Origin of the sequence: Micromonospora sp. ATA51, from assembly GCF_016802855.1 — a bacterium.
In the GTDB taxonomy this organism is placed as follows: domain Bacteria; phylum Actinomycetota; class Actinomycetes; order Mycobacteriales; family Micromonosporaceae; genus Micromonospora; species Micromonospora sicca.
In genome coordinates, this window is sequence record NZ_JAEVHJ010000182.1 from 1 (window position 1) to 13,360 (window position 13,360).

Sequence of the window (13,360 nt, forward strand, 5' to 3'; positions counted from 1 at the left end):
AAGAAGACCACGGCGGCGGCCAAGAAGGCGACCGCGGCGAAGAAGACCACGGCGGCCAAGAAGACGACGCCTGCCAAGAAGACCACCGCGGCCAAGAAGACCACGGCGGCGAAGAAGGCCCCGGCGAAGAAGACCACCGCCGCGAAGGCCACCACCACCCGCCCGACCGGAGGCGCCCGCAAGGCGGCGGCGAAGAAGGCCCCGGCGAGGAAGGCCACCGCCGCCTCCTCGACCACCACGCGCAAGGCGGCGGCCAGGAAGGCGACCTCCGCGGCGTCGTCCGTGGGCCCGTCGAGGCCACGGACGAGCTCCTCGACCGGCACCCACAAACGGGTCACCGCCGCCCGGAAACCCGCCGGCACGAGGGTCGTCGCCGGTCGTTCCACGATCAAGCCGGCGAGCGCCCGCAAGGCGGCCGGCTGACGCCCGGGGCCCGCCGCTGATCGGCCCTCCGCCGCGCCGGTGAGCGGATCACCCGCCGCGCTGTCAGGATTGACCCCGTGGTGATCGACGCGTACTGGCGCCCCGCATCGACTTCGGTGCGCTGCGCCGCGAGCTGGGACTGCCCGAGGGCTTCCCGGCTGCGGCGCAGCGCGAGGCGGACGAGGCGGCCGCCGCGCCGCTGCCGGCCGCCGCCGACCGCACCGACATCCCGTTCGTCACGGTCGACCCGGCGACCTCGCGCGACCTCGACCAGGCGATGCACCTCAGCCGCCGTCCCGGTGGCGGCTTCCGGGTCCGGTACGCGATCGCCGACGTCGCCACGCACGTACGCCCCGGCGGCTCGCTTGAGGAGGAGACCTGGCGGCGCGGCCAGACCGTCTACCTGCCCGACGGCAACGTGCCGCTGCACCCGCACACGCTCAGCGAGGGCGCGGCCAGCCTGCTGCCCGACGCCGACCGGGCGGCGGTGCTCTGGACCATCGACCTCGACGCCGACGGCGACACGGTGGCCGTCGTGCTGGAACGCGCCCGGGTGCGCAGCCGGGCCAAGCTGGACTACGTCGGCGTGCAACTCGACGCCGACGCCGGCCGGCTGCCCGAGCCGATCGCCCTGCTGCCCGAGATCGGTGCGCTGCTCACCGCCCGGGGGCTGCGCCGGGGCGCGATCAACCTGCCGCTGCCCGAACAGGACGTCGAACCGGACGGCGACGGCTGGCGGCTGGTGCTGCGCGGGCCGGGCCCGATGGAGGACCACAACGCCCAGATCTCGCTGCTGACCGGGATGGCCGCCGCCGACATCATGCTCGCCGGCCGGATCGGCCTGCTCCGGACGATGCCGCCGCCGAAGCCGGAGGCGGTCGCCCGGCTGCGCCTCGCCGCCGCCCCGCTCGGGGTGGACTGGCCGGCGGACCGCAGCGTCGGCGAGGTGCTCGCCGGGCTGGACGCCTCCCGGCCCCGGGCGGCGGCCTTCATCGACCAGGCGGCCGAGCTGATGCGCGGCGCGGCGTACACGGCCTTCGACGGGGAGCTGCCGGAGCAGCCGGAGCACGGCGGGGTGGCCGCCGCGTACGCGCACGTCACCGCGCCGTTGCGCCGACTGGCGACCGGTACGCGACCGAGGTCTGCCTGGCTTTGCACGAGGGCCGGGAGGTACCCGACTGGGCGCGCGCCGCGCTGCCGAAGCTGCCGGAGGTGATGGCGACGACCGACCGGACGGCGTCGGCGGCCACCCGGGGCGCGATCGAGCTGGCCGAGGCGGTGCTGCTGGAGCACCGGGTGGGGGAGACCTTCTCCGCGGCTGTCCTGGACGTGGACGGGCCGCCGAACGGCAACTCGAAGCCCGGCCGGGAGCCCGGCGGGACGGTGGCCCTGGACGAGCCGCCGGTCCGCGCCCGCTGCACCGGCGACCTCCCGCTCGGCGAGCGGGTCCAGGTCCGCCTGACCACCGCCGACCCGACCCAGCGCAAGGTCCTCTTCGAGCGCGCCTGACCGCCCGCCGCGTCGGGTCAGCGGGAATTGTCACATCGGCTCGCACTGCTGCCCGGTGGGGCGGTTTGCGAGGATGACCGCATGGCTTACGACGCGACCACGCTGCCCGACGTCTCCGGGCTGACCGTCGGCATCATCGGTGGCACGGGCGACCAGGGGCGGGGGCTCGCCTACCGGTTCGCCCGGGCCGGACAGCGGGTGCTGATCGGTTCCCGTTCCGCCGAGCGCGCGGCGCAGTCCGCCGCCGAGATCGCCGCCCTGCCCGGCGTCCCGGCCGGCGCGGAGGTGGCCGGCGCCGACAACGACGAGGTCGCCCGCCGCAGCGACGTGGTGATCATCGCGGTCCCGTGGGACGGGCACGCCGCCACCGTCGCCGCGCTGGCCGAGCCGCTCGCCGGCAAGATCGTGGTGGACTGCGTCAACCCGCTCGGCTTCGACAAGCAGGGCCCGTACGCTCTCCGGGTCGACGAGGGCAGCGCCGTCCAGCAGGCCGCCCGGCTGCTGCCGGACTCCCGGGTCTGCGCGGCGTTCAACCACGTCAGCGCGCCGCTGCTGGCCGACCCGCAGATCGACCGGATCGACCTCGACGTGCTGATCTGCACCGAGGACCGGGAGCTGGTCGGCGTGCTGGCCGCGCTCGCGGCCCGGATCCCCGGCATGCGCGGCATCTACGCCGGGCGGCTGCGCAACGCCCACCAGATCGAGGCGTTCACGGCGAACCTGATCGCCATCAACAAGCGCTACAAGGCGCACGCCGGCCTCCGGGTCACCGACCTCTGATTCGACCTCGCGCCGTACCGGAAGCGCACTGTCACACCACCGGTGCACCATCGGCGGATGGAATGGCAACTGGTGATCGACTGTCGGGAGCCGTCGCGGCTCGTCGGGTTCTGGGCGGAGGCGCTGCGATACCGTCCGCAGCCGCCGCCGGAGGGGTACGTGACGTGGCGTGACTGGTACCTGTCGGTGGGCGTCCCGGCCGACGAACTCGGCGAGGGTGACTGTGTGGACCGGTTGGCGGATCCGGTCGGGGCCGGGCCCCGGATCTGGTTCCAGCCGGTCCCGGAGCCGAAGTCGGTCAAGAACCGGCTGCACATCGACCTGAAGGTCGGTGGCGGGCGGGCCGTGCCGCTGCCGGAGCGGCGGGCGCGGATCGACGCCGAGGTGGCCCGGCTGGTGAAGCTCGGGGCGCGGGTGCTGGGGGCGATGGACGACCCGGAGAACAACTACTACTCGGTCCAGCTCGCCGACCCCGAGGACAACGAGTTCTGCGTGGGCTGACCGGAGACGGCCGGCGTGGTTGCGGGGCGTGCGGCCGGTCGACCGCACCGCCCGTCGTGCTCAGAACGTGTGCTCGGCGGCCGGGAACTCGCCGCCGCGCACCTCCTCGGCGAAGCGGCGGGTCGCGTCGGTCAGCGCGCCGGCCAGGTCGGCGTAGCGCTTGACGAAGCGTGGCGCCTTGCCGGTACGCAGGCCGGCCATGTCCTGCCAGACCAGCACCTGCGCGTCGGTGTCCGGCCCGGCGCCGATGCCGACGGTGGGGATCCGGAGCTCGGCGGTGATCCGCTTGGCCACCTCACCGGGCACCATCTCCAGCACCACCGCGAACGCGCCGGCCTCGGCCACCGCCCGGGCGTCGGCGATCACCTCGTCGGCCGTGTCGCCACGTCCCTGCACCCGGTAGCCGCCCAGGGTGTGCTCGCTCTGCGGGGTGAAGCCGATGTGCGCCATCACCGGGATGCCGGCGCCGACGATCGCCGCGATCTGGTCGGCGCAGCGTCGCCCGCCCTCCAGCTTCACGGCGTGGCAGCCGCCCTCCTTCATGAACCGCACCGCCGTGCGCAGCGCCTGCGCCGGCCCCTCCTCGTACGAGCCGAAGGGCAGGTCGCCGACGACCAGCGAGTGCCGGGTCGCCCGGACCACCGCGCGGACCAGCGGCAGCAGCTCCTCGGCGGTCACCGGCAGTGTCGTCTCGTAGCCGAAGACGTTGTTCGCCGCCGAGTCGCCGACCAGCAGCACCGGGATGCCCGCCTGGTCGAAGATCGAGGCGGTGTACTGGTCGTACGAGGTGAGCATCGCCCAGCGCTCACCGCGCTCCTTGGCGGCGATCAGGTCACGGGTACGGACCCGTCGGGTGGCCGGCCCGCCGTACAGGGCGGTCACCTCGGTCGGGGTGGACTCCAGCATGACTCTCTCCTTCCTCGAGGCCGCCTCCGCGGTCCCCGGGTTCCGCCGCGATCGTCGCATCGGACGACCGGCCCACGGCAGGGCGGAGTGGAGGATTTCACTCCCCGGCCGACGGGCCGGTCAGCCGTGCTCCCGCCAGCGGTTGGTGATGGGCAGTCGGCGGTCCCGCCCGAACGCCTTGATGGAGATCTTCGTGCCCGGGGCGGACTGCCGCCGCTTGTACTCGGCGGTATCCACCATCCGCAGCACCTTGTCCACCACCGCCGGGTCGTGCCCCGACTCGACCAGGCCTTCCCGGCCCAGGTCACCGTCGACGTAGCCGATCAGGATCGGGTCGAGCACGTCGTAGTCCGGCAGCGTGTCGCTGTCGAGCTGGCCCGGGCTCAGCTCCGCCGACGGCGGCTTGCCGATCGAGTTCTCCGGGATCGGGGCGGTCTCGCCCCGACGGGCCGCGTCGGCGTTGCGCCACTTCGCCAGCCGCCAGATCAGCGTCTTCCAGACGTCCTTGACCGGGTTGTAGCCGCCCACCGAGTCGCCGTAGAGAGTGGAGTAGCCGACCGCCAGCTCGCTCTTGTTGCCGGTGGTGAGGACCAGGTGACCCTCCTGGTTCGACAGCGCCATCAGGATCACGCCCCGGACCCGGGCCTGGAGGTTCTCCACGGCCACCCCGGACAGCGACATGTTGGCCAGGAAGGCGTCCACCATGGGCTGGATCGGCTCGATCCGGTAGTCCAGGCCGGTCCGCTTGGCCAGCTCCTCGGCGTCGGCCCGGGAGTGCTCCGACGAGTGCTGGCTGGGCAGGGACACGCCGACCACCCGGTCCGGGCCGAGCGCGTCGACGGCCAGGGCCGCCGACACCGCGGAGTCGATGCCGCCGGAGAGGCCGAGCACGACCGAGGGGAAGCGGTTCTTGTTGACGTAGTCGCGCAGGCCCAGCACCAGCGCCTGCCACACCTCGGCCTCGTCGGCGACCGGCTCGATGATCCCGCCGACCGCGACCTCGTCGGTGGCGGCGGGCGGCAGGATGTCGCTGACCTTGACCCGGAGCACCCGCATCCCGTCGGCCAGCTCCTCGGCGTGGTCGACCGGCTCCTTCGCCGGCGGCAGCTCCACGTCGTGCACCAGCAGGTGCTCGACGAACTGCGGCGCCCGGGTGAGCAGCGCGCCGTCCGCGCTCACGATCATCGAGTCGCCGTCGTAGACCAGCTCGTCCTGGCCGCCGACCATGTTCACGTACGCGACGGCGGCGCCCGCCTCGGCGGCCCGGCGGCGGACCAGCGGCAGCCGGATGTCGTCCTTGTTCAGCTCGTACGGCGAGCCGTTGATGTTGAGCACCAGCCCCACGCCGGCCTGCCGGGCCACCGCGAACGGGCCGCCGGCCTGCCAGAGGTCCTCGCAGATGGTCAGCGCGACGTCCACCCCGCCGATCCGCACCACGGTCAGCGTGTTGCCCGACACGAAGTAGCGGTCCTCGTCGAACACCCCGTAGTTGGGCAGGTGGTGCTTGAAATAGGTGGCCGCCACCTTCCCCCCGTGCAGCAGCGCGGCGGCGTTGCGGGCGCCCTTGCCCGGCTCGGCGTCCGAGCTGACCTGCGGCGGCCCGTCCGCGTCCAGGTAGCCGACCAGGACCGCAAGCTCGCCGAGCCCGTCCGCGGCCAGATCCGCGGCGAGTCGGTGGAGCGCGGCCCGCGAGGCGGCGACGAAGGAGCGGCGGAAGACCAGGTCCTCGACCGGGTAGCCGGTCAACATCATCTCGGGGAAGAGCGCGAGCTGGGCGCCGGCGTCGGCGGCCTGACGCGTCCAGCGGCGGACCAGGTCGGCGTTGCCGGCGATGTCCCCGACGGTCGGGTTGACCTGGCACAGGGCGAGACGCAGGGTGGGCATATCCTCATCTTGCCCCAGCAGCGCGGACCCTTCACGGCAGGACGGGGGAGACGCCGGACACCCCGCCCGGCCCCGGTGGACCGCCCCGGGCTTGGCGGGCGGGACAGGGCGGGACGCGCGGCGGATGGTCGCGTAACGTCGGCGTAACGAGGCCGGTGGAGACTGAGCGGTCAGGCCCTACCGGCCCGAACCGGTTGCCGGAGATCAGCGTCGCGAGGGGTGGAAGTGGACCGTCAGCAGGAGTTCGTCCTCCGTACGCTGGAAGAGCGGGACATCCGGTTCGTCCGGCTGTGGTTCACCGACGTGCTCGGGACGCTGAAGAGCGTGTCGGTGGCCCCCGCGGAACTGGAAGCGGCCTTCGAGGAGGGCATCGGCTTCGACGGTTCGGCGATCGAGGGCTTCGCCCGGGTCTTCGAGTCCGACATGGTGGCCATGCCCGACCCGACCACCTTTCAGGTCTTTCCCTTCGAGGGCGGGGTCAGCGGCGAGAGCGCCCGGATGTTCTGCGACATCCTGCTGCCCGACGGCGGGCCCTCCTGGGCCGACCCGCGGCACGTGCTGCGCCGGATGCTCTCCCGGGCGGCCGAGAAGGGCTTCACCTTCTACACCCACCCCGAGATCGAGTTCTTCCTGCTCGAGAACGGCGCGCAGGACGGCTCCGTGCCCACCCCGGTGGACACCGGCGGCTACTTCGAGCACACCACCCACGCCGTCGCCCGGGACTTCCGCCGGCAGGCCGTGCTGGCGCTGGAGCGGATCGGCATCTCGGTGGAGTTCAGCCACCACGAGGTGGCCCCCGGCCAGCAGGAGATCGACCTGCGGTACGCCGACGCGCTGACCACCGCCGACAACATCATGACCTTCCGGCACGTGGTCAAGGAGGTGGCGCTCTCCACCGGGGTGCAGGCCAGCTTCATGCCGAAGCCCTTCACCGACCAGCCCGGCAGCGGCATGCACACCCACCTGTCGCTGTTCGAGGGGGAGCGCAACGCGTTCCACGACGCGGGCGACCCGATGAAGCTGTCCAAGGTGGCGAAGTCGTTCATCGCCGGGCTGCTCATGCACGCGCGGGAGTACACGGCGGTCACCAACCAGTGGGTCAACTCCTACAAGCGGCTCTTCCCGCTGGCGCTGCCGGACCGGATCACCGAGAGCCCGGCGTACGTCTGCTGGGGTCACCTGAACCGCTCCGCGCTGGTCCGCGTGCCCGCGTACGGCAAGCCGAACTCGGCCCGGGTGGAGGTCCGCTCGCTGGACTCGGCGACCAACCCCTACCTGGCCTTCGCGGTGCTGCTCGGCGCCGGGCTCAAGGGCATCGAGGAGGGCTACGAGCTGCCCCCGGGCGCCGAGGACGACGTCTGGTCGCTGAGCAGCGCCGAGCGGCGCGCGATGGGCTACGAGGCGCTGCCGGAGAACCTGGCCGAGGCGATCGACGTGATGGCCGGCTCGGAGCTGATCGCCGAGGTGCTCGGCGAGCACGTCTTCGACTTCTTCCTGCGCAACAAGCGGGCCGAGTGGGAGCAGTACCGGCGCGAGGTCACCCCGTACGAGCGGCAGCGCTACCTGTCGCTGTAGCCCAGGGCCTTGTCGTACCCCGGGCTTAGCTTGGGGGGATGAACCGGACGGACCGTCTCTACGCCCTCGTGGAGGAGCTGCGGGCGGTGTCGCCGCGCCCGCGCAGCGCCCGCTGGCTGGCCCGGCGCTTCGAGGTTAGCGCCCGGACCATCGAGCGCGACATCGGCGCGTTGCAGGCCTCCGGGGTGCCGATCTGGGCCGAGCCCGGCCGCACCGGCGGCTACGTGGTGGACCGCGCGCACACGCTGCCGCCGGTCAACCTGACCGCCGGCGAGGCGGTGGCGATGGCCGTGGCCCTGCACCGGCTCGGCGGCACGCCGTTCGCGTCGCCGCCGGCGCCGCGCTGCGCAAGCTGGTCGCGGTCATGCCGGCCGCCGACGTGGCCGAGGCGCACCGGCTGGCCGGCCGGGTGCACCTCATCGGCGACGGGCCGGCCACGCCCGTCCCGGCCGTCGTCGCCGACGCGGTCACCGCGCGGCGGGTGCTCCGCCTGACCTACGCCGATCGCTCCGGCGTGGCCTCGACCCGCGACGTGGAGCCGCTCGGCTATCTCGGCAACCCCCGGCACTGGTACCTGCTGGCCTGGTGCCGGCTCCGCGACGAGCTGCGCTGCTTCCGCACCGACCGCATCGTGTCGGTCCACCCCCTGTCCGAGCGGGTGGACCGGGAGCTGCGCCCCGGTGACCTGGACATCCCCCACGAGCGGGTCCGCCCGCTCAGCCTGGTCTGAAAACCGGAAACACCGACAGGACGCTGTCGCGGACGGGGGCGAGGCTGCCTCCTGACGACGCCGGCCGAGCGGCCGGCACGACGACAGGAGGCAGCATGTCCAGCACGCCCATCACCTGGTTCGAGATCGGCTCCGACCGGCCCGACGAGGCCGAGAAGTTCTACGCCGAGCTCTTCGGTTGGACGTTCGAGGAGCAGGGCGGGCCGGGTGCGTCGTACCGGCAGACGACGGCCGGCGGGGAGCAGGGGATCGGGGGTGCGATCCGGGCCACCGGCGGCCAGTCGCCGAACTACGCGATCTTCTACGCCGAGGTGGCCGACGTGGCGGAGACCTGCCGGCGGGCCGAGGCGTCCGGCGGCAAGGTGCTGGTGCCGGTGCGGACGACGCCGACCGGGCTCACCTTCGCCCACCTGCTCGACCCCTCCGGCAACCACCTCGGCGTCTTCACACCGCCCGCCACGGCATGACCCGCGCTCGGGGCGGCCGGGTCCGCCCCCGGCAGTGCCTCCGGGTCCGCCCCCGCAGTGCTGCCGGGCCGGCCCCGCACGGACACCGGGGCCGAGCGCCGGCCGAGGGGGGTGGCCCCGCCGCGGAGACGGTCCGGCCGGGAGGGAGGAAGCGGCCGGTGCGGAGACGGCGGGGCCACGGGTCAGTTGCCGGTCGTACCCGCCGGGCCGTGGTGGCCCCGGCCGCCCGGGCCGGGGAAGACGCCGGCCTCGGCGGCCTTGGTGATCGCGTCGGCCTGCTCCTGAGTGAGCTTGCCGTCCTTCACCGCCTGGTCCAGCCGCTCCTTCAGCATCGCCTGCCGGTCCCCGGCGGACGGGCGCTCCGGCCGGTCGGCCTTGCGCTGCTCGCGCAGCTTCTCCAGTGCGGCGGTGACCTTGTCGGTGGGGACGCCCAGCTCCTTGGCGAGCGCCGCGGCGAAGTCGGCCTGCCGGTCGGCCCGCTGCTGCTGCCGGTCGGTGCCCTGACCGGCTTCGGTGCTGGCGCTGGGGGCCGGGGTGGCGTTGTCGTCCTCGGCGAACGCCACCGTGGGGGCGGCGATCCCCACGCCGAGGACCCCGGCGGCGGCCAGGCCGGCCAGCAGGTGCTTCTTCGACATCGTGCGGGACATCAGTCCTCCAGTTGATCGGTGGTGGTGCGACCTCACCGACAGTGACCAACGGAGCTGGAGGCAACCCGTGGTGACCCTGTGGACAGGCTGAAAATCAGCGGACGGCGGGGGAGACGGTCAGGGTGCCCGCGTCCGCGTCCAGGACGGCGCGGGTGCCGACGGGGACGGTGAGCTGGCCGACGCCGTGGCCGATCGGGAGACCGCCGAGGACCGGTACGCCGAGATCGCCGAGGCGTTCGGTGAGCACGTCGGCCACCGTCGTGTCCCAGCCGTCGGCGCAGTCGGTGAACTGGCCCACCGCCACCCCGGCCACCCCGTCCAGCGCTCCGCAGCGGCGCAGGTGGGTGAGCATCCGGTCGATCTTGTACGGCGGCTCCTGCACCTCCTCGACCAGCAGCACCGCCCCGGTCAGGTCCGGCATGTCCGGGGTGCCGATCGACGCGGTGATCAGGCACAGGTTGCCGCCGAGCAGCGGGCCGACGGCCCGGCCGGGCACGCGTACGCCGAAGGTGTCCTCCTCGGCCACGGCGGCCACCGTCACCGGCTCGGTGGTCATCAGCGCGGCGTGCAGCGACTCCGCCGAGGGGGGCGGCGTGCGGTCGTCCAGCCACGCCGCGCCGGGGCCGTGCACGCTGGCCAGCCGGGCGCCCCGCCAGAGCGCGAACTGCAGGGCCGTGATGTCGGAGAAGCCGGCCACCACCTTCGGGTCCCGGCGGACCGCCGCCATGTCGATCAGGTCCACCACCCGCTGCGCGCCGTAGCCGCCCCGGGTGCACAGCACCCCGCGCACCGCCGGGTCGGCGAAGGCGGTGTTCAGGTCCGCCGCCCGCAGTTCGTCGCCGCCGGCCAGGTAGCCCTGCCGGGCGTACGCGTTCGGCGCCAGCACCGGGCGCAGCCCCCAGCCGGTCAGCAGCTCCATGCCCCGGGCCACCCGCTCCGGCCGGGTCGGCCCGGACGGGGACACCAGCATCACCCTGTCGCCGGGACGCAGAACCGGTGGGCGCAGGCAGTCGTCGGTGAGCACAGCGGGAGCCTAGTGCGCGCCGGGCTGAGCCGTTCCGGGCGTTCGCCGCCGCACCCGCTAGCCTCGACACCGTGGCGACCGCGCTGGTGATCGAGAACGACCCGACCGACGACCTCCGCCGACTGGGGGAGTGGCTGACCGAGGGGGGCCTCCAACTGCGGGTGCTCCGCCCGCACGCGGGCGAGGAACTCCCCGCCGACCTCGAGGCGTATGCCGCCCTGGTGGTGCTCGGCGGCGAGCAGCAGGCGTACCCGCTGCCCGACGGCACCCCCGGCGCGCCCTGGTTCCCGGCGCTCGAGGGGCTGCTGCGCAAGGCGGTGCGGTACCGGGTTCCGACCCTCGGCGTCTGCCTCGGCGGCCAACTGCTGGCCACCGCGCACGCCGGCCTGGTCGAGCGGAGCCCGTCGGGCCCGGAGGTCGGCCCGGGCGTGGTCGGCAAGCGGGACGCCGCGGACGCCGACCCCCTCTTCCGGTACGTGCCGCTGATTCCGGACGTGCTCCAGTGGCACTCCGACGAGATCATCGAGCTGCCTCGGGGCGCGACGCTGCTCGCCGCCTCCACCCGCTACCCGCACCAGGCGTTCCGCCTCGGCGACCGGGCCTGGGGGCTGCAGTTCCACATCGAGTGCGACACCGCGATGATCGCCGACTGGGCCCGCGACTCGGAGCTGCTGGCCGAGCTGGGGTACGACGAGGAACTGGTGGTGGCCGCCTGCGACCGGGTGATGGCCGACGTCGAGGAGGTCTGGCAGCCGTTCGCCATCCGGTTCGCGGCCCTCGCCCTCGGCGAGCTGGACGACGACGCCCCCCGCCGCAGTCTGCCGCTGCTCGGGCACTGAGATGACCCGACCGGCCAGGGGGCGCTCGCCCGGTACGGCTTCGCAGAGGGCGACGGCAGGGCGCGTGCGGCTGACCTGCTCGGCCCGGACGGGCTCGGGCTGTGGCGGCCGGACACCCAGGAGCCCGCGGGCGAGCGGGCCGTCGAGCTGCTGGCCGCCCTCTCCCGGGCCGCCGACCCGGACCTGGCGCTGCGCCAGCTGCACCGGCTCGTCGAGGCGGAACGCCGCGCCGCGGGGGCCGGGCGGTCGGTCGCGGCCAACGGCGCCGGACCGACCGGGGAGACGACGAGGTCGCCGCTGCTCGACGCGCTGCACGACGACCCGGGGCTGCGCCGCCGGCTGATCGCGGTGCTCGGGGCGTCGTCGGCGCTCGGCGACCACCTGGTGGCCAATCCCCATCAGTGGTCGGTGCTGGCCACCGCCCCGGACGGGCTCGCCCCGACCGCCGAGGGCCGGCTCGACCTGGCCGCCGCGGCCCGGTTCACCCCGTCCACCCAGCCGGTGGCGGTGCTGCGGCAGGCGTACCGGCTGGCGTTGCTGCGGATCGCGGCGGCCGACCTGACCGGCGGGCGCGGCCTGGAGCAGACCATGGCGGCGCTCTCCGCGCTGGCCGACGCCACCCTCGCGGCCGCGTACGAGATCGCCGTCGGCGAGCTGCCGGAGGGGACGCCGCGCCCCCGGCTGGCCGTGGTGGCGATGGGCAAGTGCGGCGGGGACGAGCTGAACTACGTCTCCGACGTGGACGTCATCTTCGTCGCCGCGGAGGACGACGATCTCGCCGCGGCGACCCTGGTCGCCACCCGGCTGATCCACGTCTGCGGGCTGGTGGCCTGGCCGGTGGACGCCGCGTTGCGGCCGGAGGGCAGCCGGGGGCCGCTGGTGCGTACCCTCGCCAGCCACCTGGCCTACTACCGCCGCTGGGCCCGCACCTGGGAGTTCCAGGCGCTGCTCAAGGCCCGGCCGGCGGCCGGCGACCTGGGTCTGGCGCGGGAGTGGATCGACCAGCTGGCGCCGCTGGTCTGGTCGGCCGCCGAGCGCCCGGAGGCGGTCGAGGACGTCCGGTCGATGCGCCGGAGGATCATCGAGAACGTCCCGCCGAAGGAGCTGGAGCGGGAGATCAAGCGAGGTCCGGGCGGGCTGCGCGACATCGAGTTCGCCGTCCAGTTGCTCCAGCTGGTGCACGGCCGGGGCGACGAGTCGCTGCGGGTGCCGGGGACGATCCCGGCGCTGCGCGCCCTGGTCGCCGGTGGCTACGTCGGCCGGGCCGACGGCGAGGCGCTGCTGCGCGGCTACCGCTTCCTGCGCGGCGTGGAGCACCGCCTCCAGCTCCAGGGCCTGCGCCGTACCCACACCGTGCCGACCGAGCCGGCCGCCCTGCGCTGGCTGGCCGCCGCGCTGGGCTACACGGCCACCCCGGGCCGCAGCGCCGTCGAGGAGTTCCGCGCCGAGTGGGTCACCCATGCCACCGAGGTACGCCGGCTGCACGCCAAGCTGCTCTACCGGCCGCTGCTGGAGTCGGTGGCCCGGGTTCCCGCCGACGGGCTCCGGCTGACCCCGGAGGCGGCCCGGCACCGGCTGGAGATCCTCGGCTTCGCCGACCCGGTCGGGGCGCTGCGGCACCTCCAGGCCCTCACCGGCGGGGTGAGTCGGACCGCCGCGATCCAGCGCACCCTGCTCCCGGTGCTGCTCAGCGAGTTCGCCGACGCGCCGGAGCCGGACCGGGGGTTGCTCAACTACCGGCAGGTCTCCGACAAGCTCGGCAGCACCCCCTGGTATCTGCGGCTGCTGCGCGACGAGGGCCCGGTGGCCGGCCGGCTGGCCCGGGTGCTGTCCTCCTCCCGGTACGCGGCCGACCTGCTGGGCCGGGAACCGGAGGCACTGCGGATGCTCGCCGAGGACACCGAGCTGACCCCCCGCCCCCGCGAGGTGTTGTGCGAGGGCTTCACCGCCGCGGCGGCCCGGCACGCCGACCCGGAGCAGGCCACCCGGGCGGTCCGCGCGCTGCGCCGCCGGGAACTGGTCCGGCTGGCCTGCGCCGACGTGCTCAGCCGGGCCGGCGCGCTCACCCCGCTCGC

The 13,360-nt window shown here is 74.3% G+C and carries 12 protein-coding genes and 2 pseudogenes; 9 read left to right on the forward strand and 5 right to left on the reverse strand.

Annotation, left to right across the window (positions count from 1 at the left end; genetic code table 11):
- Positions 1-338, reverse strand: a 338-nt coding sequence (locus JNW87_RS24270) for a hypothetical protein (RefSeq protein WP_238454448.1), incomplete at its 3' end; no start/stop codon positions are given.
- Between the two features lie 179 nt (positions 339-517).
- Between JNW87_RS24270 and JNW87_RS24275 the strand changes: the two are divergent.
- The 3 genes and pseudogenes from JNW87_RS24275 to JNW87_RS24285 all read left to right on the forward strand — a co-directional run bounded on the left by JNW87_RS24275 (position 518) and on the right by JNW87_RS24285 (position 3,213).
- Positions 518-1,932 (forward strand): annotated as a pseudogene (locus tag JNW87_RS24275) (RNB domain-containing ribonuclease).
- An 81-nt stretch (positions 1,933-2,013) separates the two neighbouring features.
- A complete protein-coding gene (npdG, locus tag JNW87_RS24280; RefSeq protein ID WP_109799978.1) occupies positions 2,014-2,712 on the forward strand; it encodes an NADPH-dependent F420 reductase in 699 nt (232 codons plus the stop codon).
- A gap of 57 nt (positions 2,713-2,769) precedes the next feature.
- Positions 2,770-3,213 carry a VOC family protein gene (locus JNW87_RS24285; protein ID WP_109799979.1) on the forward strand — a complete coding sequence of 148 codons (444 nt, stop codon included), beginning with the start codon at positions 2,770-2,772 and terminating at the stop codon, positions 3,211-3,213.
- Between the two features lie 60 nt (positions 3,214-3,273).
- Here the strand turns inward: JNW87_RS24285 and panB are convergent, their stop codons facing one another.
- Both panB and JNW87_RS24295 read right to left on the reverse strand, forming a co-directional pair.
- Positions 3,274-4,119, reverse strand: coding sequence for a 3-methyl-2-oxobutanoate hydroxymethyltransferase (panB, locus tag JNW87_RS24290; protein WP_109799980.1), 846 nt, complete (start codon positions 4,117-4,119; stop codon positions 3,274-3,276).
- Positions 4,120-4,239: 120 nt separating this feature from the next.
- Entirely contained in the window at positions 4,240-6,003 is a 1,764-nt protein-coding gene (locus JNW87_RS24295; protein WP_109799981.1) for an NAD+ synthase, read from the reverse strand.
- A 225-nt stretch (positions 6,004-6,228) separates the two neighbouring features.
- Here JNW87_RS24295 and glnA point away from each other — a divergent pair, with 225 nt between their 5' ends.
- From glnA to JNW87_RS24315, 4 genes are all read left to right on the forward strand, one after another.
- The gene (glnA, locus tag JNW87_RS24300) at positions 6,229-7,578 is read left to right on the forward strand and encodes a type I glutamate--ammonia ligase (RefSeq protein ID WP_109799982.1); all 1,350 of its coding nucleotides are present in this window, start codon (positions 6,229-6,231) and stop codon (positions 7,576-7,578) included.
- A gap of 38 nt (positions 7,579-7,616) precedes the next feature.
- The gene (locus JNW87_RS24305; protein WP_238454449.1) at positions 7,617-8,072 is read left to right on the forward strand and encodes a YafY family protein; all 456 of its coding nucleotides are present in this window, start codon (positions 7,617-7,619) and stop codon (positions 8,070-8,072) included.
- Positions 8,060-8,308, forward strand: a complete 249-nt coding sequence (locus JNW87_RS24310) for a YafY family protein (protein WP_238454450.1) — start codon at positions 8,060-8,062, stop codon at positions 8,306-8,308. Before JNW87_RS24305 ends, JNW87_RS24310 begins: the two co-directional genes overlap by 13 nt.
- Before the next feature lie 95 nt (positions 8,309-8,403).
- Positions 8,404-8,775, forward strand: coding sequence for a VOC family protein (locus JNW87_RS24315; protein WP_109799984.1), 372 nt, complete (start codon positions 8,404-8,406; stop codon positions 8,773-8,775).
- A 182-nt stretch (positions 8,776-8,957) separates the two neighbouring features.
- Here JNW87_RS24315 and JNW87_RS24320 read toward each other — a convergent pair whose 3' ends face one another.
- Positions 8,958-9,422: a hypothetical protein gene (locus JNW87_RS24320; protein WP_109799985.1), complete on the reverse strand. Its 465-nt coding sequence runs from the start codon at positions 9,420-9,422 to the stop codon at positions 8,958-8,960.
- Between the two features lie 94 nt (positions 9,423-9,516).
- Positions 9,517-10,446, reverse strand: coding sequence for an LD-carboxypeptidase (locus tag JNW87_RS24325; RefSeq protein ID WP_109799986.1), 930 nt, complete (start codon positions 10,444-10,446; stop codon positions 9,517-9,519).
- Between the two features lie 71 nt (positions 10,447-10,517).
- On the opposite strand from JNW87_RS24325, the gene JNW87_RS24330 reads away from it, so the two are divergent.
- Together JNW87_RS24330 and JNW87_RS24335 are read left to right on the forward strand one after the other, a co-directional pair.
- Positions 10,518-11,285, forward strand: a complete 768-nt coding sequence (locus JNW87_RS24330; RefSeq protein ID WP_109799987.1) for a type 1 glutamine amidotransferase — start codon at positions 10,518-10,520, stop codon at positions 11,283-11,285.
- 18 nt (positions 11,286-11,303) lie between these two features.
- Positions 11,304-13,360, forward strand: a pseudogene (locus JNW87_RS24335) (bifunctional [glutamine synthetase] adenylyltransferase/[glutamine synthetase]-adenylyl-L-tyrosine phosphorylase); the annotation flags it as partial.

Coding starts and splice junctions, on each gene's coding strand:
- npdG (WP_109799978.1), top strand. CDS start 2,014: ATGGCTTACGACGCGACCACGCTGCCCGACGTCTCCGGGCTGACCGTC.
- JNW87_RS24285 (WP_109799979.1), top strand. CDS start 2,770: ATGGAATGGCAACTGGTGATCGACTGTCGGGAGCCGTCGCGGCTCGTC.
- panB (WP_109799980.1), bottom strand. CDS start 4,119: ATGCTGGAGTCCACCCCGACCGAGGTGACCGCCCTGTACGGCGGGCCG.
- JNW87_RS24295 (WP_109799981.1), bottom strand. CDS start 6,003: ATGCCCACCCTGCGTCTCGCCCTGTGCCAGGTCAACCCGACCGTCGGG.
- JNW87_RS24305 (WP_238454449.1), top strand. CDS start 7,617: ATGAACCGGACGGACCGTCTCTACGCCCTCGTGGAGGAGCTGCGGGCG.
- JNW87_RS24315 (WP_109799984.1), top strand. CDS start 8,404: ATGTCCAGCACGCCCATCACCTGGTTCGAGATCGGCTCCGACCGGCCC.
- JNW87_RS24320 (WP_109799985.1), bottom strand. CDS start 9,422: ATGTCCCGCACGATGTCGAAGAAGCACCTGCTGGCCGGCCTGGCCGCC.